This is a genomic window from Pseudomonas sp. LAMO17WK12:I5 (assembly GCF_900215165.1).
Lineage (GTDB): Bacteria > Pseudomonadota > Gammaproteobacteria > Pseudomonadales > Pseudomonadaceae > Aquipseudomonas > Aquipseudomonas putida_A.
This window is the reverse complement of the sequence record NZ_OBDS01000013.1, coordinates 71,342-90,555: the sequence shown is the minus strand read 5'-3', so window position 1 is coordinate 90,555 and position 19,214 is coordinate 71,342. Positions and strand designations below refer to the sequence as shown.

Genomic DNA, 19,214 nt, shown 5'->3' with positions numbered 1-19,214 from the left:
GCGCTTTTCGCAAGCGCCGGACAAATCTGGCCCGACACTTGCAATAATCCCCGTCAACTGTACCTACGATCCCAGTGCAGCGGAGACCGTGTCATGCCTGCGACCCCCAATGTTCTTCTTCAATCTGCCGCCCAGGCCAAGGCGCAAGCCGCCGCCGCGAAAACGCCGGTCATGGCCGCAGACACCGGGGACAAGGCCTCAAGCTTCGCTCAGGTGTTCGCCGATCAAGGCCCGAAAAAGACTCTTGCGAACTCTGACAGTTCGTTGAAACCGGCGCGCGACAAGGTGGCCGACAACAGCGACAAGAAAGATTTCGCCAAGGATAAGTCTGCCGCCACACAACAGACCGTTGCCGATAGCGGCAATGCCTTGCCTGCCGACAAGACCGCGTCGACCACCTCCGATGATCAGGCCGCCGCTGACAAGGCCGCCGCCGATGCGGCCGCCGACAGCGCGCAGACGCCAGTGGCCGACACCACCCCGGTGGATCCGGCGCTGGATCCGGCACTTGCGCAAACCGTGCAGCCGCTGGTGACCGCGCCGGTGGTGGCAGCGCCAGTCGCTGCAACACCGGAACCGGCCAAAACCGAAACGCCGGTCGTGGCCGCCACCTTGGCGCCAGCCGTGGTCAAAGATCCGGCGGCATCAACCGATAGCGCGTTCGACCCGGCGGCCGATCCACTCGACTCGTTGCCGGCGCTGCGTATGGCGATGGAGCAGGGCGGGCACATTTCCGCCAGTAGCCAGGCCCAACCCAAAGCGACACCGGCCCAGGCTCAGGCCGACGGTGAATTGACTGCGGCGCAGAACTTCGCTGCCGGCATGGCGAGCATGCTCGACGTGCAGGCCGACAAGGACAGCACCAGTCAGAATGGTGAAAAGGCCTTCAGCGGACTGATCGACGATGGCCTGAAAGATCTGAAGGCTGCTACCAGCGACACCCGTGTCGATGATTTCGCCAACCGTCTGGCGGCGCTGACTCAGGCGGCCACTCCGAAAACCGCGAACGCGGTGCCGGTGAATCAACCGATCGCCATGCATCAGAGCGGCTGGACCGAAGAAATCGTCAACCGCGTCATGTACCTGTCCAGCGCCAACCTGAAGGCGGCGGATATTCAATTGCAGCCGGCGGAACTGGGGCGTCTGGATATCCGGGTCAACATGGTGCCGGATCAGCAGACGCAGGTGACCTTCATGAGCGCGCACCCAAGCGTGCGCGAAGCGCTCGACGGTCAGATGCATCGCTTGCGTGACATGTTCACCCAGCAGGGCATGGGCCAGGTCGACGTCAATGTCTCCGACCAGAGCCGTGGCTGGCAGGGGCAGGGTCAGGAACAGGCGCAGCAAGGCCAGAGCGGACGCACCAGCGCTGCAGGTGGTCGACTGGATTCGGCGGAAGAAGAATTGGCGCCTGTGAGCGTGGCTGAAGCCGCTGCACAAACCACCAGCGTGATCGGCAGCAGCGCCGTCGACTACTACGCCTGATACAACGCTGTATCCCCCTGTGGGAGCGGGCTTGCTCGCGAAAGCAGTATGACAGCCAGCATAACTGTTGAATGTTAAACCGCTTTCGCGAGCAAGCCCGCTCCCACATTTGTTTTGTGGTGCTCTCCAGATCAATCCTCCGACACTTCTGGCATAACACTTGCTCTTGCCTTGCCGTGCGACTGTGAAAACCCGATTAGTGACGGATTATTGGCATGGCGAAGAGCGAAGCAGCAGCTGTAAAAGACCCCGCGACCAAAGGCAAACTCAAGATGATCATTCTGATCGTGGTGGCTTTGCTGCTGGCGATCGGTGTGTCCGTGGGCGCGACCTGGTACTTCATGCACAGCGCTCAGAGCAAGCCTGCCGCAGCGGCCGAGGCTGCGCCGGTCGGCAAGCAACCGGCGATCTTCGAGCCGATGGCGCCGGCGTTTGTCGCCAACTACAACCAGAACGGCCGTCAGCGCTACATGCAGGTGAGCATCACCATGCTGGCGCGTAACCAGGCCGATCTGGAAGCGCTCAAAGTGCACATGCCGGTGATCCGCAACAACCTGGTGATGCTCTTCTCCGGTCAGGATTTCGCCACGCTGGCGACCCCGGTCGGCCAGGAGATGTTGCGCCAGAAGGCTACCGCCAGCGTCCAGGAAGTGGCGCAGAAAGAGCTGGGCAAAGTGGTGATCGAACAGTTGCTTTTCACTAATTTCGTACTGCAGTAGGAACACGACATGGCCGTGCAGGATCTGCTGTCCCAGGATGAAATCGACGCGCTGTTGCATGGCGTCGACGATGGTCTGGTACAGACCGATAACGCTGCCGAACCCGGCAGTGTCAAAAGCTACGACCTGACCAGCCAGGATCGCATCGTCCGTGGACGCATGCCGACTCTGGAGATGATCAACGAGCGTTTTGCCCGTTACACCCGCATCAGCATGTTCAACATGCTGCGCCGCTCGGCGGACGTTGCCGTCGGTGGCGTCCAGGTGATGAAGTTCGGCGAATACGTGCACTCGCTGTACGTGCCGACCAGCCTCAACCTGGTCAAGATCAAACCGCTGCGCGGCACCGCGCTGTTCATCCTTGACGCCAAACTGGTGTTCAAACTGGTGGACAACTTCTTCGGCGGCGACGGCCGTCACGCCAAGATCGAGGGGCGTGAATTCACCCCGACCGAACTGCGTGTGGTGCGCATGGTGCTGGAGCAGGCCTTCGTCGATCTGAAGGAAGCCTGGCAGGCGATCATGGAAGTCAATTTCGAGTACATCAACTCGGAAGTGAACCCGGCCATGGCCAACATCGTCGGCCCGAGCGAAGCAATCGTGGTCTCCACCTTCCACATCGAACTCGATGGTGGTGGCGGTGACCTGCACGTAACCATGCCGTACTCGATGATCGAGCCGGTGCGTGAAATGCTCGATGCCGGTTTCCAGTCGGACCTCGACGATCAGGACGAGCGCTGGGTCAACGCCCTGCGTCAGGACGTGCTCGATGTCGATGTACCGATCGGCGCCACTGTGGCCCGCCGCCAGTTGAAGCTGCGCGACATCCTGCACATGCAGCCGGGGGATGTGATCCCGGTGGAGATGCCGGAAGACATGATCATGCGCGCCAACGGCGTACCGGCCTTTAAGGTCAAGATGGGCTCGCACAAAGGCAACCTCGCGTTGCAGGTGATCGAGCCGATCGAGCGTCGCTGAAGCGGCGCTTTTCCCCCACGCATTTAACTGAATTGTTGCCCGCCGAGGACAAATGATGAACGACGAAATGAACGCCCAGGACGATCAGGCACTGGCCGACGAATGGGCTGCGGCCCTGGAAGAGACCGGTGATGGTAGCCAGGCTGACATCGACGCGCTGCTGGCCGCCGACGCTGGCGCCGCAAGCTCCAACCGTCTGCCGATGGAAGAGTTCGGCAGCGTGCCGAAGAATAACGATCCGGTGACCCTGGACGGTCCGAACCTGGACGTGATCCTCGACATCCCGGTGTCGATCTCGATGGAAGTGGGCAGCACCGACATCAACATCCGCAACCTGCTGCAACTGAACCAGGGTTCGGTGATCGAGCTCGATCGTCTGGCCGGCGAGCCGCTGGACGTGCTGGTCAACGGCACCCTGATCGCGCACGGCGAAGTGGTGGTGGTCAACGAGAAGTTCGGCATCCGCCTGACCGACGTGATCAGCCCAAGCGAACGCATCAAGAAGCTGCGCTGAGTGAAACGGTTTCTCTGGGCTTTGCTGGCACTGCCATTGAGCGTGCTGGCCGCCGAGCCGTCGACGGCGACGACCGTGCCTGCTGCCACCGCGCCGATGGTCAGCAGCGGCGTGGCCGGGCAACTGACGCAACTGGTGTTCGGTCTGTTGCTGGTGCTGGGGTTGATCTTCTTCCTCGCCTGGCTGCTGCGCCGGGTGCAGCAGGCAGGGCCGGCGGGCAAGGGCCAGGTGATCGAGCTGATCGGCTCCCGCGCACTCGGTCCGCGTGACCGGTTGATGCTGGTGCAGGTCGGCAACGAGCAGATTCTGCTCGGCCTCAGCCCCGGCACCATCACCGCGCTGCACGTGCTCAAGGAGCCGGTGCAAGTGCCGAGCAGCAGCGAAAAAGCGACCCCGGAATTTGCCCAGCATCTGCTGAAGATTCTCGGCAAGGATCAGAAGGATAAGAAGTAATGGGTGCGCTACGCATCGTCTTGACGCTGGCCTTGATGCTGGCCGCGCCGCTGGCGTTCGCCGCCGATCCGTTGTCGATTCCGGCGATCACGCTGGGCACCAACGCCGACGGCGCGCAGGAGTATTCGGTCAGCCTGCAGATCCTGCTGATCATGACCGCCCTCAGCTTCATTCCGGCGGCCGTGATCCTGATGACCAGTTTCACCCGGATCATCATCGTCTTCTCGATCCTGCGTCAGGCCCTCGGCCTGCAGCAGACGCCGTCGAACCAGATCCTCACCGGCATGGCCCTGTTCCTCACCATGTTCATCATGGCCCCGGTGTTCGATCGGGTGAACAACGATGCGCTGCAGCCGTATCTGGCGGAAAAACTCACCGCGCAGCAGGCGGTGGAAAAGGCTCAGGTACCGATCAAGGACTTCATGCTCGCCCAGACCCGCACCAGCGATCTGGAGCTGTTCATGCGTCTGTCCAAGCGCACCGACATCGCCACCCCGGATCAGGCGCCACTGACGATTCTGGTGCCGGCGTTCGTCACCTCTGAGCTTAAAACCGCGTTCCAGATCGGCTTCATGATCTTCATTCCGTTCCTGATCATCGACCTGGTCGTGGCCAGTGTGCTGATGGCGATGGGTATGATGATGCTCTCGCCGCTGATCATTTCGCTGCCGTTCAAGATCATGCTGTTCGTGCTGGTGGATGGCTGGGCGCTGATTATCGGCACCCTGGCCAGCAGTTTCGGAGGTGTCTCGCCATGACGCCGGAAGTTGCGGTCGATATCTTTCGTGAAGCCCTTTGGCTGACCACATTGATGGTCGCGATTCTGGTGGTGCCGAGCCTGTTGGTCGGTTTGTTGGTGGCGATGTTTCAGGCGGCGACGCAGATCAACGAACAGACCCTGAGCTTCCTGCCGCGTCTGCTGGTGATGCTGGTGACCCTGATCGTCGCCGGCCCGTGGATCGTGCAGACGTTCATGGAATACATCATTCAGTTGTACAAAAACATTCCGATGGTCATCGGCTAAGCCATGCAATCGCTGCTTCAGTTGACCGACACCCAGATCAGTACCTGGGTGGCGTCGTTCATGTTGCCACTGTTTCGCGTCGCCTCGATGCTGATGGTCATGCCGGTGTTCGGCACCACGCTGGTGTCGCGGCGGATACGCCTGTATTTCGCCGTGGCCATTACCGTGTGCATTGCGCCGAGCCTGCCGCCGATGCCAGCGGTCAGCCCGCTGGATCTCAGTGGCCTGCTGCTGATTGCCGAGCAGATTCTGGTCGGTGCGGTGCTGGGGTTTTCCCTGCAACTGTTTTTTCAGGCGTTTGCCGTGGCCGGGCAGATTGTCGCGATCCAGATGGGTATGGGCTTCGCCTCGATGGTTGACCCGGCCAACGGCGTCTCGGTGGCGGTGATCGGGCAGTTCTTCACCATGCTGGTGACCTTGCTGTTCCTGTCGATGAACGGCCACCTGGTGGTCTTCGAAGTGCTCACCGAAAGCTTCACCACGCTGCCGGTCGGCGGCGGCTTGATGACCGCGCAATACTGGGAGCTGGCCGGCAAGCTTGGCTGGGTTCTCGGGGCGGCGTTGTTGCTGGTGCTGCCGGCGGTCACCGCGCTGCTGGTGGTCAACATCGCCTTCGGCGTGATGACCCGCGCCGCGCCGCAACTGAACATTTTCTCCATCGGTTTTCCGCTGACTCTGGTGCTGGGCCTGTTCATCGTCTGGGTCGGTCTGGCGGACATCCTCAATCAGTATCAACCGCTGGCCTCCGAGGCCTTGCAGTTGTTACGCGAACTGGCACGGGCGCGCTGAGCCATGGCAGAGAGCGAAAGCGGTCAGGACAAAACAGAAGACCCCACGGACAAACGCAAAAAAGACTCCCGTGAGAAGGGTGAGATTGCCCGTTCTAAAGAGCTCAACACCCTCGCCGTGATGATGGCCGGTGCCGGTGCGCTGCTGGTGTTCGGCGGCATGCTGGCCGAAGACCTGATGGAGCTGATGCGCCTGAACTTCACCCTCTCGCGCGAAGTGATCATGGACCAGGGGGCCATGGGCAGGTTCCTGTTGCAGTCGGGTCAGATGGCACTGTTGGCGATCCAGCCGATCATGATCACCCTGTTGCTGGCGGCGCTGATCGGGCCGATCTCCCTCGGTGGCTGGCTGTTTGCGGCCGGCTCCATGGCACCCAAATTCAGCCGGATGAACCCGGCCGCGGGCCTGAAGCGGATGTTCTCGTTCAAGGCGGTGGTCGAACTGCTCAAGGCGCTGGCCAAATTTCTGATCACCCTCGGGGTGGCGTTGGCGGTGTTGTCGGCGGATGTCGATGATTTCTTGCGGATCGCCCACGAGCCGCTCGAAATGGCGATCATTCACAGTGTCACGCTGGTCGGCTGGAGTACGTTGTGGCTGGCCTGCGGCCTGATCATCATTGCCGCCGTCGACGTGCCGGTGCAGCTCTGGGAAGCCCACAAGAAACTGCTGATGACCAAGCAGGAAGTGCGCGACGAGCACAAGGATCAGGAAGGCCGGCCAGAGGTCAAGCAGCGCATCCGCCAGACCCAGCGCGAGATGTCGCAGCGGCGGATGATGGCGGCGATTCCCGACGCCGACGTGGTCATCACCAACCCGACCCACTACGCCGTCGCGCTCAAGTACGACTCGGAGAAGGGCGGCGCGCCAGTGCTGCTGGCCAAGGGCAGCGACTTCCTCGCGCTGAAGATCCGCGAAATCGCCGTCGCCAACAACGTCATGCTCCTCGAATCGCCGGGGCTGGCGCGTTCGATCTATTACTCCACCGAGCTGGAGCAGGAAATCCCCGGCGGCCTGTACCTGGCGGTCGCTCAGGTACTGGCCTACGTCTACCAGATCCGCCAGTACCGCGCCGGCAAGGGCAAACGCCCGGATCCACTGAAAGACGATCTGCCGATCCCGCCGGATCTGCGGCGCGATTCCTGACTTGACAGTGACGCAATAAAAACCGCCATCCCGATTGAACGGGGCGGCGGTTTTTTTATGCCTGAAGACATGTGTCGGCTGTGAGGCCGCCTTCGCGAGCAAGCCCACTCCCACAGGTTCGGCGTGCAGGCACAGGTTTGTGATCGACCCCAATCCCTGTGGGAGCGGGCTTGCTCGCGAAGACGTCAGCAGCCACAACGCTTCATTCAAGGCTTGTCACCGATTCCTGCTACTGCGGCAACCCCAGATTATCCAGCGCCCGATTCACCGCCAACTCGCCGAGCATGATCAGTTGCGCGATGCCCAACAGTGTCCTGCGCTGCGACGCCGGTATCAGATGGGCGAAGTCATTGGCGATGGTTCTGGCTGAAGCGAGTGTTTCGCAAGCATCGGCCAGCAGTTCTTCGTTTTTGAAGTCTGCGGTCACGGCGTACATCGAGCGGGTTTCAAGCGCCCCAATTGAGGCGCTTACAGAAATCAGTTGAACATAAAGTTATCGAAAATTACTTGTTCTTCGCCTCCGTTATAAAATTCAATGTAATTGATGTTCGCCGCTGAAAAAATTAACTGTGAAATACCTGCGCTGCTGATTAGTGGTCTTTCGTCTATATATCCATCTGGGCCGTAGAATAAGATTTTGCCTTGGGTGGCTTGAACGTCAGCGTAGTGGAAGCTTAATCTTTGCACGGGGGCTTTGAGCTCTATCCTGAATTTGGTTACAGCGCTCTCGTTAATTAACACGTTTCCTTCTATCGCCCCTGAAGCGCTATCCCTATTAAATGTGACGATTTTCAGTGATCCTGTTGAGCTTTGATTAATGATGCTTATCGCACCAGTATCCAAAGTTTCCAATGGCCCTATAAGTTGAGGCGGGACATTATCAAAGTTTTCATCTCTCTGGGTGCCTCTAAGGCTATAGATTCGAGGTGGGCAGGCTGTCGCGGTCAACTCACTGGCTATTCCGTCAAGATTTACTTTCACGCTGATCGTCAGCTCAGTTCCGTCCTTCAGTTCTTTTAACCACTCAATCGGAGCCGCCAGGGACAATCCATCCGGCGAATCATTGGGCTCTCCCGACCTGACGTCGTTGGTTATCGGCTCGCCGTTCTTGTCAAAGCCTCTACAGGTTGCCCAGATCGGTTGTCCTGGTTCGAACAACGGCCATCTTTCCGCGAGAATCCGTGCGTCTGTTGTGAGGTCTTGAACGCTCAACTCTTTACTGGTGTTGCCGTCGATATTAGGTGTTGGAAGACGCGGGTCTTCATCGATAATTTTCAGCAGTCTCACCTTGATCGCGTCTGATTGGCCAGCGTGGCCACCGTTGCGATACAAGTTCCCGCGCAGCTCGATCACCTTGCCATGTCGCGCCGCCAAAAACGCGGGGCTCAATACTGTATCCACCCGCTTGTTGTCGAACTCCACCAAAGGAAACGGTGGCGTGCCTGCTGGGGGATCGACCTCCACCAGGCATGCCTGGTCGCCGCTCAATGCTTCTGGGTATTCGATGCGCACCGTCACCCCGTTCGGGTAGGCCAGGACATCAATCGGATCGGTGGCCGGTGCTACAAGGAACGGTGGCGGTAGCTCCCCCAGCGCCGTCCCGATGCGCAACGTCAACTCATGAGAATGCCCCAGCGTCTCGCCCGCCCGCTGAATGCTGTAATCGGCGACCACCGTACCGTTCAGGTTGGTGGTCACGTATTTTTTCTCAACGGTAATCCGCACAGGCCTGCCGGCGGTGGCGGGGATGAGGTCGACATGGTCGCTGACGCTACCGCCGCTGGCAGAGCCGCGCCAACGGTAGTTCACACGATCCTTGTCGCGGGTGCCGAGGTACGGCACCACCAGCGTGGCACCGGTGGGTGGCACGTCGTCCGGATCGAGCACGTCGTTGGCATCTGCGCCCTCGACTTCCGGCCGGTCGAACGTCGGCAGTGCCACGCCGACTTGCATCATGAACGGCAGCGACTCGCGAACGCTCAACAGCCCCGTTTCGCTGTTGGTGACGACGTAATAGACCTTGACGTTCAGGCCGTTGAAACGCTGGATTTCGGCATTGCTCACGCTGCGCAGGACGGGCTGATTGTCCGCTACGTTGCCGACCGGGCGGGGATCTTCGTAATAAACGGTGTCGTTACCGGGCGCCTGGGCCCACCAGATCAGGTTGAGCAGGTCGCTGCTGTTGCGACCGGGATACCAAGGGATCTGCACAGTCGCCCAAGGCGTTTCGGGTGGCAACGTTCCGCCCGGTGCCTCGTCGACGGTGGGGGCGACTAACTGGCTGATGTCGCCAATCACGGTGACGCTGGCATTTTTTGAGCGGCGGTCGCTTTCATCGCTGCGACGGCGCACATAGCCGACCGAGGCTGCGCCTTTGGCAATGGCTTTGACGGCGGCGTTGGGGATGGGGAAATCGAGTTGTAAGGGCACGTACGACACCTCTTTCTCCAGCGGCCCGACGATGATCTGCGAGCCTTGCGCCGGGGTGCCGATCCAGGTCAGGAGCACCTTGTCGCCCACCGCAAAATCGTCCTTGGTGATGTAAACGCGGGCGATCACATCGTCATCCCCGAGCTGGTCGAGGTCGATGCTGTCGGTTGGAATGCCGTTGACCAGCACCTGCGGTTCGTCCAGCCGATTGCCCCCCAGGTCCACCAGCAATTCACGCGTCGCTGACCACGGCGCACGTTCGTCCGGGTAATTACCGCAGCGGTCAATGACCTGATAAGCCACCGCGACACGATCACCGTCCCCGGCGGCGTCGATAACGGCGCGGCTGAAGACAACCTCGATCGAGTTTCTGATCGGGTCCTGGGCCTGTTCCGGCGTAACGATATGCACCACTTGCTGGCTGCCCCAGCGGGCGAGAATGCGGTCGTATCGGGTGAGGTTGCGGTAGGGCACGATGTGCATCGTCACCCCGCTGGGCGGCAGGTTTTCATCGACCTCTTTATGGGAGAGGGAGAACTTGAGATCGGAGTGGCCGTCATCGCCGGGAATGTCATCGTACCCCCCGGGACGCGTGAGTTTGACCAGCAGGGTCATGACCGGTTTCGAGTCCTCCGGGGCGCCCTGGTTCTTGCGCGTGATCCGGTAGAACACTGGCGTGGCATCCCCCTCAAGTACCTGGCCCTTGGCAATGGTGAAAACCAGGTCCTGGTTGAGCTCGGCATCGTTCTCGAGGGTCTTGCTCCAGGCCGCTGCCTGGTCATTGCCCCAGAACACCTCGGCCAGATCGCCAACGGACATGGTCAGCCAGGCGGGGATGATGCCTTGCAGATCGCCTTCCACGGCTCTGATGGGTATGCCGCCGTCATAGTGTTCGGCAGGGCTGAGGTTGACCAGTGCCGGAAGATACGGAGGTCTGAGGGCTTGAGGGGTTTGCTTGCTGGACATCTGGCGAACTCCGGTCGGGGGGCTGGGTGACGGAGTTATTGAGCGCGCGTTGGAGGAATTAGGCACCTGTCAGATCTGACAGGTGCTGGCGGGTTTCCGACAAGTGGTCATGTGGGCTGAAGAAAAGAGCCGACAAACCGCAGCCCGGTTAAATGAGGTGGCGGTTTTTTATGCCTGGAGACATGTTTCGGCTGTGAGGCCGCTTTCGCGAGCAAGCCCGCTCCCACCGGTTCGGCGTGCAGGCACAGGTTTGTGATCGACACCAATCCCTGTGGGAGCGGGCTTGCCCGCGAAGACGTCAGCAGCCACAACGCCTCACTCAGGGCTTGTCACAGATCCCTGCTACTGCGGCAACTGCAGATTATCCAGCGCCCGATTCACCGCCAGCTCGCCGAGCATGATCAGTTGCGCGATGCCCAGCAGCGTCCTGCGCTGCGACGCCGGTATCAGATGGGCGAAGTCATTGGCGATGGTTCTGGCCGAGGCGAGTGTTTCGCAGGCATCGGCCAGCAGTTCTTCGTTTTTGAAGTCTGCGGTCACGGCGTACATCGAACGGGTTTTACGTTGAATGGGCGTGGCGCCGGGCGAGCAGAGGTAGTGGTCGAGGGCGCGGTCGGCGGCTTCGTGGAGCTTTTTTGAATCGAGGGATTCGTAGGGGGAGGTGGCGTCGGTTTCGGGTGGGTTGGGTGTTGGTTTGATCATGCTGAGGCTCCTAGAGTCGACGGAGCTGCCACATTTCGCTGCGATACGAAAGGGAGGTGGCAGCTATACGCGGGTCGCAGACCGGGACTCTAGAACCGGCAGACCCAAAGGTCTCCCACGTACAGCCGCCATAAAACGAGGACGGAAGTTGTGCGTCTAGAAATCAGCGGGCTGCGAGACCCGATCGCTGATTCGTCAGCGACCGACCCACAATAGAACCCGCCCCCAAGGCGCACAAGCCGGCGGATTCTGGCGTAGCTGTAGGCAATGGCGCAAGGATGTGTAGCCCGCAAGGCGTGTCTGGAGGTGTCTATCAAACGCCAGCGTTTAAAAGTGCTGCTCATGACTCTGTGGTGTCGCGGATGGCCTCTTCGCGAGCAAGCCGCTCCCACAGGGGATCTGTGTGATACCGCCAATCTGTGTTCATTGCGGCGCGATTCCTGATAAATCAAAAGACCGCGGCCTTCCGTTTATCTGAAAAAGACCTCTACCTGTTAGTTCTGACAGTGGACACAATGGGCATTCAGCTATTCCATGTTCCTTGGCAGGTTTCACGGGCAAGTCGCCTTCTGACCTGTCTTTAACATTCGCCAAGGAGAAGGTCATGCCAGATAACTACAGAAAGCTTGAAGGAATGAGGTTTGAGTTCGTTTCCGGGTCGGTGGTGAAAGAGTCTGATCATATCGCTTGCACGTTCTCTTTTATGGCGATGTTGGACTTCACGCATTTCGTGCACATGAGCGATGCGTATGTGCCGGGCTATCTCGATTCGTATATCAATGCGATCACGCCAAGGTTGGACGGGGTAGCCCACCATGGTCTCTACAACAGATTCAATAGTGCCGCTGGCAACATTGGCACCGTTAAAGAGTTGGTCAGCGTTTTCTCTTCGCCCAACAACTACTACGATATATGGAGCAGCATTGGCGGTGGCCTACTGATGCGTTATCACAAACCACAATTTCACATGGTCGGTGATCAGTTACAGGTCACGGGAGGACAGGACTTTCGATGGGAGATCGAGCCGCGGATCAAGAGGAAGATCGAGCCGCAGGATGTGCCGGACATTTACTTTGTCTGGGCACTGAGTGTGTTGAAGGCAGATCCCGACAATCCTTTTCATGAGCCTGAGAAAATCGTGACTTTGGGCGATTCTGAGGAGGCGCTTGTCGACGTGGGAGGGAAGCAGATCCGTAAGGGTACGCGCTACCTGGTGGGCCGCAATTTGCGTCTTGGTGAGATTAATCCAGAGCAAATTTTGACTGCCGGGTATCCGTGAGTACGCGGGTTTTCTGATTTTTTTCACCTGGGCTAAGGGTGATAGCCGTCTGCGTCTGTTTTGCGGTCGGCTCCATGGCGCCCAGCTTCTGGCAAGACAATTCCCCTGAAGCAAACCTCAATTTCAATCCCCGGCAAAAGTTGGAAGGCTTCTTGCAGTAGCCGCCGTGCGCCTGCTTTGGGCGTCAAAAGTTTGCTTTAAAGGAACGGGGAAAACCGGTGGATCGCTCTCAGTTATTCAACACTGCTCGCTCGAATGTTGCCGACCTCAGTCGAGGCAATCTGGGCGTGCCGTTGTTGCTGCTGGTCATGCTGGCGATGATGATGTTGCCGGTGCCGCCGTTCCTGCTGGACGTGTTTTTCACCTTCAACATCGCCCTGTCGATCGTCGTCCTGCTGGTCTGCGTGTATGCGCTGCGGCCGCTGGATTTCGCGGTGTTCCCGACCATTCTGCTGGTGGCGACGCTGCTGCGGCTGGCGTTGAACGTGGCCTCGACGCGGGTGGTGATGCTCCACGGTCAGGACGGCCACGCCGCTGCCGGTAAGGTGATTCAGGCCTTCGGTGAGGTGGTGATCGGCGGTAACTACGTGGTCGGTATCGTGGTGTTCGCGATCCTGATGATCATCAACTTCGTCGTGGTGACCAAGGGTGCCGGGCGGATTTCCGAGGTGAGCGCGCGCTTCACCCTCGATGCGATGCCCGGCAAGCAAATGGCGATCGACGCCGACCTCAACGCCGGTCTGATCGACCAGAACCAGGCCAAGGCCCGCCGTCAGGAAGTGGCCCAAGAGGCCGAGTTCTACGGTTCGATGGACGGTGCCAGCAAGTTCGTTCGCGGTGACGCCATCGCCGGCCTGCTGATTCTGTTCATCAACCTCATCGGCGGTATGGCCGTCGGTATCTTCCAGCACAACATGACCTTCGCCGACGCGGGCAAGGTTTACGCCTTGCTGACCATCGGTGACGGTTTGGTGGCGCAATTGCCATCACTGTTGTTATCGACAGCGGCAGCGATCATGGTGACCCGTGCTTCCGGTTCGGAAGACATGGGCAAACAGATCAACCGGCAGATGTTCGCCTCGCCAAAAGCGCTGGCGGTGGCCGCTGGTTTGATGGCGGTCATGGGTCTGGTCCCGGGCATGCCGCACTTCTCGTTCCTGAGCATGGCTGCGCTGGCTGCCGGTGGCGCGTACCTGTTCTGGAAAAAGCAGAACGTCGCCAAGGTCCAGGCGCTGCAAGAAGTTCAGCGTCAGCAGGAACTGTTGCCGTCGCCGGCCCGCGCCATGGAAACCAAGGAGCTGGGCTGGGATGACGTGACGCCGATCGACATGATCGGTCTGGAAGTCGGTTACCGCCTGATTCCGCTGGTGGATCGCAATCAGGGCGGTCAGTTGCTGGCGCGGATCAAGGGTGTGCGCAAGAAGCTCTCGCAGGATCTGGGCTTCCTGATGCCGACCGTGCACATTCGCGACAACCTCGATCTGGCGCCGAGCGCCTATCGCCTGACCCTGATGGGGGTGATTCTGGCCGAAGCCGAGATCTACCCGGATCGCGAACTGGCGATCAACCCGGGGCAGGTCTACGGCACGCTCAACGGCATTACCGCCAAAGATCCGGCTTTCGGCCTGGAGGCGGTGTGGATCGAAGTCAGCCAGCGCGCCCAGGCGCAATCGCTCGGTTACACCGTGGTCGACGCCAGTACCGTGGTCGCGACCCACTTGAACCAGATTCTGTACAAGCACTCCAGCGAGCTGATCGGCCACGAGGAAGTGCAGCAACTCATGCAATTGCTGGCCAAAAGCTCGCCGAAACTGGCTGAAGAGCTGGTGCCGGGTGTGGTTTCGCTGTCGCAGTTGCTCAAAGTGCTGCAGGCGTTGCTCGCCGAACACGTGCCGGTGCGCGATATCCGCAGCATTGCCGAGGCTATCGCCAACAACGCCGCCAAGAGTCAAGATACCGCCGCCTTGGTCGCCGCAGTGCGCGTCGGCGTATCCCGCGCCATCGTCCAAAGCATTGTAGGCACTGACTCCGAGCTGCCTGTGATCACCCTGGAACCAAGGTTGGAACAAATATTGCTCAATAGTCTGCAGAAGGCAGGACAAGGCTCTGAAGAGGGCGTTCTGCTGGAGCCAAGCATGGCCGAGAAGCTGCAGCGTTCGCTCATCGAAGCGGCGCAGCGCCAGGAAATGCAAGGTCAACCGGTGATCCTGTTGGTAGCAGGCCCGATCCGCGCGATGCTCTCGCGTTTCGGCCGCCTCGCAGTTCCAGGGCTGCACGTGCTGGCCTACCAGGAAATTCCGGACAACAAGCAAGTGACCATCGTTGCGACAGTAGGGCCCAACGGCTGAGGTAGTGGTTTATGCAAGTTAAGCGTTTTTTCGCCGCCGATATGCGTCAGGCCATGAAGCTGGTTCGTGATGAGCTGGGCGCTGATGCCGCCATCATTGGCAACCGCCGCATTGCCGGCGGCGTCGAGCTGACGGCGGCACTGGATTACAAATTGTCGGCGCTGGCGCCACGGGTTCCGAACATGGAACTCGAGGACGAGCTGCGCAAGACCCAGTCGCGCATCGTTACTGCTCAGGCCGAGCTGAGCCTGCGTGGCGAAGCCGACGGCAACACCAATCGCCAGTTGTTCGCCGGGCTGCCGTTGACGGCCGGCCTGCCGCTGACTGCTGCCGAACCGTTGAGCGAACCGACTTACGCCGCCCCGGCGCGTCCGGCTCCGGCACCTGCACCGGCGGCCGCTGGGGTCGATCCGCGTGCGCTGGATTCGATGCGTTTCGAATTGAACAGCCTGCGTGAGCTGATGGAAGTGCAGCTCGGCACGCTGGCCTGGAATCAGCTGCAAGGCAGCCGTCCGGCACAAGCCAATCTGTATCGTCGTCTGCAACGTATCGGTCTGTCCGGGCCGTTGTCGCGCGATCTGCTGGCGATGATCACCGATATTGAAGAACCACGTCAGGCTTGGCGCATGCTGCTCGCGCACCTGGCGCGGATGATTGCCGTACCGGAAGTCGAGCCGCTGGAAGAGGGCGGGGTGATTGCCATGGTCGGCCCGGCCGGCATGGGCAAGACCACCACCCTGGCCAAACTCGCTGCGCGCTACGTGCTCAAGTACGGCGCGCAGAATGTCGCGCTGGTCAGCATGGACAGTTTCCGCATCGGTGCGCAGGAACAACTGAAGACGCTGGGGCGGATTCTCAACGTGCCGGTGACCCACGTCGATCCGGGCCAGTCGCTGGTGCAGGCGCTCGACCCGCTGCTGCGCAAGCGCGTGGTGCTGATCGATACCGCCGGCTTGCAGGCCAGCGATCCGGCTTTGCGCATGCAGCTGGAAAGTCTGGCCGGGCGTGGCATCCGTTCAAAAAATTATCTGGTGCTGGCAACCACCAGCCAGAAACAGGTTCTAACCGCCGCGTACCACAGTTACAAGCGTTGCGGGCTAGCCGGCTGCATCCTGACTAAACTGGATGAGACGGCCAGCCTTGGCGAAGTGTTGAGCCTGGCGATCAGTCATGAACTGCCGGTCGCGTACCTGACCGATGGCCCACGGATTCCGGATGATCTGCATCTGCCGCGCCGTCATCAACTGGTCAGCCGCGCCGTCAGCGTGCAAATGCAGGAAGAACCCAGCGAAGAAGCCATGGCTGACATGTTCGCTGATATCTACCACAGCCCGACCAAGCAGGTTGGCTGAGGTAATGAACCGTTTTTGTACCTACATCGATGGTCTGCCATGCATTGTTCCGGTTGAGAACGCGCAGCCAGTAATGTGGCCTCCGTCTATGCAAGACAAGGTAAAGAAATAACATGGGCAGCATGCATCCCGTACAGGTGATCGCGGTGACCGGCGGCAAAGGTGGCGTCGGCAAGACTAACGTGTCAGTGAACTTGTCTCTGGCGCTGGCAGAGCTTGGCCGTCGGGTCATGCTGCTGGACGCCGATCTGGGGCTGGCGAACGTCGACGTTCTGCTGGGACTGACCCCCAAACGTACTCTGGCCGATGTGATCGAAGGCCGCTGTGAGCTGCGCGACGTGCTGTTGCAGGGCCCCGGCGGGATCCGCATCGTGCCGGCCGCTTCCGGCACCCAAAGCATGGTGCACCTGAGCCCGGCGCAACATGCCGGTCTGATTCAGGCCTTCAGCGACATCGGCGACAATCTCGATGTGCTGGTGATCGACACCGCTGCGGGTATTGGTGACTCGGTAGTCAGTTTTGTCCGCGCCGCGCAGGAAGTGTTGCTGGTGGTCTGCGACGAGCCGACCTCGATCACCGACGCCTACGCGCTGATCAAACTGCTCAACCGCGACTACGGCATGAACCGCTTCCGCGTGCTGGCCAACATGGCGCAGAGCCCGCAGGAAGGGCGCAACCTGTTCGCCAAGTTGACCAAGGTCACGGATCGCTTCCTCGACGTCGCCTTACAATACGTCGGCGCCGTGCCGTACGACGAAAGCGTACGCAAGGCAGTGCAGAAGCAGCGAGCGGTCTATGAAGCCTTTCCGCGTTCCAAGTGCGCGCTGGCGTTCAAGGCGATCGCGCAGAAGGTCGATACCTGGCCGCTGCCTGCCAACCCGCGCGGCCACCTTGAGTTTTTCGTCGAGCGCCTCGTGCAGCAAACAGCAGGGCCTGTGTTATGACCGCGAGCGGTATGAACTACTACAAGAAGTCGGCACGTGACGCGCAGTACGAGTTGATCGAGCGTTACGCGCCACTGGTCAAGCGCATTGCCTATCACTTGCTGGCGCGCTTGCCGGCGAGTGTGCAGGTTGAAGACCTGATTCAGGCCGGGATGATCGGCCTGCTCGAAGTCTCGACCAAATATGACGCCAGCAAAGGCGCCAGTTTCGAAACGTACGCGGGCATCCGGATCCGCGGCGCGATGCTCGATGAAGTGCGCAAAGGGGATTGGGCACCGCGCTCGGTTCACCGCAATACCCGTATGGTCAGCGATGCCATTCGCTCAATTGAAGCTAAAACCGGCCGTGACGCTAAAGATCACGAGGTTGCGGCCGAACTCCAATTGAGTCTCGACGATTACTACGGGATTTTGAATGACACCCTGGGCAGCCGGCTGTTCAGTTTCGACGACCTGTTGCAGGACGGCGAACACGAAGGGCTGCACGAGGATGGCGCCAGTGCTCATCTTGAGCCGTCACGCGATCTGGAAGATGAACGCTTCCAGGCGGCGCTGGCGGACGCGATTGCCAATTTGCCGGAGCGTGAGCGACTGGTGTTGGCGCTGTACTACGACGAAGAGCTGAACCTCAAGGAGATCGGTGAAGTCCTTGGCGTCAGTGAATCGCGGGTCAGCCAGTTACACAGCCAGTGCGCGGCCCGTTTGCGGGGGCGTTTGGGGGAGTGGCGAGCGCGCTGAAGGCAGTGTGGGGACACTGCGAACGAGGCTGGTGCGGTGAGAACGGCACCGGTCTTGCTCTGTTGTGCTCCAGACAGCCTTCGAGTGCTGCGCCGATTGATTGAAGTGGCGCGTCCAGGTGCTGGGCGCGTTTAAGACTGCTTGGAGGTCGAATTGAACAAAGACATGAAAATCCTCATCGTTGATGACTTCTCAACGATGCGGCGGATCATCAAGAACCTGCTGCGCGATCTCGGGTTCACCAACACCGTCGAGGCCGACGATGGCACTACCGCCATTCCGGTACTCAACAGCGGCAGCATCGACTTTCTGGTAACGGACTGGAACATGCCGGGCATGACCGGTATCGACTTGCTGCGCCACGTGCGTGCCGATGAAAAACTCAAGCATCTGCCGGTGCTGATGGTGACCGCTGAAGCCAAGCGCGAGCAAATCATCGAAGCCGCTCAGGCCGGTGTGAACGGCTACGTGGTCAAACCTTTCACGGCTCAGGCGTTGAAAGACAAAATCGAGAAGATTTTCGAACGCATCGGCTGATGACGCGCGGGGGAGCTATGGAGCATAACGAATCTTCACAGGGCGATTTCGAGTCGACCCTGAAAAAACACGCGGTCGAACTGGTCGAGAGCCTTGAAAAAGGCAGGTTCGGCGACGCTGTGCAACTGATCCATGAGCTCAATCAGACCCGTGACCGCGGCCTGTATCAGGAAGTGGGCAAGCTCACACGCGAACTGCACAGTGCGATCGTCAATTTCCAGATCGATCCGCACATGCCGCAGGCCGAGGAAGTGTCGCAAATCACCGACGCCACCGAACGCCTGGGCTATGTGGTCAAGCTGACCGAAGCCGCGGCCAACCGCACCATGGATCTGGTGGAAAGCGCCACCCCGGTGGTCAATGGCCTGGCTGAAGAAGCCCAGGCGCTGAGCACCGATTGGGGCCGCTTCATGCGTCGTGAAGTCGGAGCTGAAGAGTTCCGCGAACTGGCGCGCCGGGTCGACGGTTTTCTGTCACGCAGCAGCACGGACAACCGTGCGGTGTCGAGCAACCTCAACGACATCCTGCTGGCTCAGGATTACCAGGACCTCACAGGTCAGGTGATCAAGCGTGTGACCCAACTGGTCACCGAAGTCGAAAGCAATTTGCTCAAACTCGTCCTCATGGCCAGTCAGGTTGACCGCTTTGCGGGCATCGAACACGACCGTGCCGCGATGCTTGCAGAAAAAGATCCACAAAAACATCTCTCGCAGGGTGAAGGTCCGCAGATTCATGCCGATAAACGAGAAGACGTTGTGTCCGGTCAGGACGATGTGGACGATTTGTTATCCAGCCTCGGATTCTAGAGTTTTGG

Annotated in this window: 18 protein-coding genes and 1 pseudogene; 16 read left to right on the top strand and 3 right to left on the bottom strand. The window is 59.9% G+C overall.

The genetic code is table 11. The features are described 5' to 3' along the window. Positions 1-93 precede the first annotated feature (93 nt). The 9 genes from CRO59_RS22685 (at position 94) to flhB (ending at position 7,105) form a co-directional block, all read left to right on the top strand. A complete protein-coding gene (locus tag CRO59_RS22685; protein WP_097090137.1) occupies positions 94-1,485 on the top strand; it encodes a flagellar hook-length control protein FliK in 1,392 nt (463 codons plus the stop codon). A gap of 215 nt (positions 1,486-1,700) precedes the next feature. Further along, positions 1,701-2,204, top strand: coding sequence for a flagellar basal body-associated protein FliL (gene fliL, locus CRO59_RS22680; protein ID WP_047599975.1), 504 nt, complete (start codon positions 1,701-1,703; stop codon positions 2,202-2,204). 9 nt (positions 2,205-2,213) lie between these two features. Then, a complete protein-coding gene (gene fliM / locus CRO59_RS22675) occupies positions 2,214-3,182 on the top strand; it encodes a flagellar motor switch protein FliM (protein WP_003222890.1) in 969 nt (322 codons plus the stop codon). 55 nt (positions 3,183-3,237) lie between these two features. After that, a complete protein-coding gene (fliN, locus tag CRO59_RS22670; RefSeq protein WP_003222891.1) occupies positions 3,238-3,696 on the top strand; it encodes a flagellar motor switch protein FliN in 459 nt (152 codons plus the stop codon). Then, complete coding sequence (fliO, locus tag CRO59_RS22665; protein WP_041072979.1) at positions 3,697-4,149, top strand: flagellar biosynthetic protein FliO; 453 nt, start codon at positions 3,697-3,699, stop codon at positions 4,147-4,149. It abuts the gene before it with no gap. After that, positions 4,149-4,907: a flagellar type III secretion system pore protein FliP gene (fliP, locus tag CRO59_RS22660; protein ID WP_003222895.1), complete on the top strand. Its 759-nt coding sequence runs from the start codon at positions 4,149-4,151 to the stop codon at positions 4,905-4,907. Before fliO ends, fliP begins: the two co-directional genes overlap by 1 nt. Continuing rightward, a complete protein-coding gene (gene fliQ, locus CRO59_RS22655) occupies positions 4,904-5,173 on the top strand; it encodes a flagellar biosynthesis protein FliQ (RefSeq protein WP_007920026.1) in 270 nt (89 codons plus the stop codon). Before fliP ends, fliQ begins: the two co-directional genes overlap by 4 nt. Before the next feature lie 3 nt (positions 5,174-5,176). Next, complete coding sequence (gene fliR / locus CRO59_RS22650; protein ID WP_047599973.1) at positions 5,177-5,962, top strand: flagellar biosynthetic protein FliR; 786 nt, start codon at positions 5,177-5,179, stop codon at positions 5,960-5,962. A gap of 3 nt (positions 5,963-5,965) precedes the next feature. Beyond that, entirely contained in the window at positions 5,966-7,105 is a 1,140-nt protein-coding gene (gene flhB / locus CRO59_RS22645) for a flagellar biosynthesis protein FlhB (protein ID WP_097090136.1), read from the top strand. Positions 7,106-7,334: 229 nt separating this feature from the next. Here flhB and CRO59_RS22640 read toward each other — a convergent pair. The 3 genes and pseudogenes from CRO59_RS22640 to CRO59_RS22630 form a co-directional block, all read right to left on the bottom strand. Beyond that, positions 7,335-7,553, bottom strand: a pseudogene (locus CRO59_RS22640) (DUF6124 family protein); the annotation flags it as partial. A 29-nt stretch (positions 7,554-7,582) separates the two neighbouring features. Then, the gene (locus CRO59_RS22635) at positions 7,583-10,501 is read right to left on the bottom strand and encodes a hypothetical protein (protein ID WP_177409040.1); all 2,919 of its coding nucleotides are present in this window, start codon (positions 10,499-10,501) and stop codon (positions 7,583-7,585) included. Positions 10,502-10,843: 342 nt separating this feature from the next. Next, the gene (locus CRO59_RS22630; RefSeq protein ID WP_097090135.1) at positions 10,844-11,203 is read right to left on the bottom strand and encodes a DUF6124 family protein; all 360 of its coding nucleotides are present in this window, start codon (positions 11,201-11,203) and stop codon (positions 10,844-10,846) included. Between the two features lie 604 nt (positions 11,204-11,807). Here CRO59_RS22630 and CRO59_RS22625 point away from each other — a divergent pair. The 7 genes from CRO59_RS22625 to CRO59_RS22595 all read left to right on the top strand — a co-directional run bounded on the left by CRO59_RS22625 (position 11,808) and on the right by CRO59_RS22595 (position 19,206). Continuing rightward, positions 11,808-12,482 carry a hypothetical protein gene (locus tag CRO59_RS22625; protein WP_027613917.1) on the top strand — a complete coding sequence of 225 codons (675 nt, stop codon included), beginning with the start codon at positions 11,808-11,810 and terminating at the stop codon, positions 12,480-12,482. A 218-nt stretch (positions 12,483-12,700) separates the two neighbouring features. Beyond that, a complete protein-coding gene (gene flhA, locus CRO59_RS22620) occupies positions 12,701-14,830 on the top strand; it encodes a flagellar biosynthesis protein FlhA (RefSeq protein WP_027613918.1) in 2,130 nt (709 codons plus the stop codon). A gap of 11 nt (positions 14,831-14,841) precedes the next feature. Beyond that, positions 14,842-16,182, top strand: a complete 1,341-nt coding sequence (gene flhF / locus CRO59_RS22615; RefSeq protein WP_095139383.1) for a flagellar biosynthesis protein FlhF — start codon at positions 14,842-14,844, stop codon at positions 16,180-16,182. 113 nt (positions 16,183-16,295) lie between these two features. Continuing rightward, a complete protein-coding gene (gene fleN, locus CRO59_RS22610; protein WP_003222917.1) occupies positions 16,296-17,126 on the top strand; it encodes a flagellar synthesis regulator FleN in 831 nt (276 codons plus the stop codon). Beyond that, a complete protein-coding gene (gene fliA / locus CRO59_RS22605; protein WP_007920004.1) occupies positions 17,123-17,863 on the top strand; it encodes an RNA polymerase sigma factor FliA in 741 nt (246 codons plus the stop codon). The genes fleN and fliA overlap by 4 nt, the downstream gene beginning before the upstream one ends. Before the next feature lie 165 nt (positions 17,864-18,028). Beyond that, positions 18,029-18,400: a chemotaxis response regulator CheY gene (locus CRO59_RS22600; RefSeq protein ID WP_024012118.1), complete on the top strand. Its 372-nt coding sequence runs from the start codon at positions 18,029-18,031 to the stop codon at positions 18,398-18,400. A gap of 17 nt (positions 18,401-18,417) precedes the next feature. Beyond that, positions 18,418-19,206, top strand: a complete 789-nt coding sequence (locus CRO59_RS22595) for a protein phosphatase CheZ (RefSeq protein ID WP_027613919.1) — start codon at positions 18,418-18,420, stop codon at positions 19,204-19,206. The last annotated feature ends 8 nt before the right edge of the window (positions 19,207-19,214 follow it).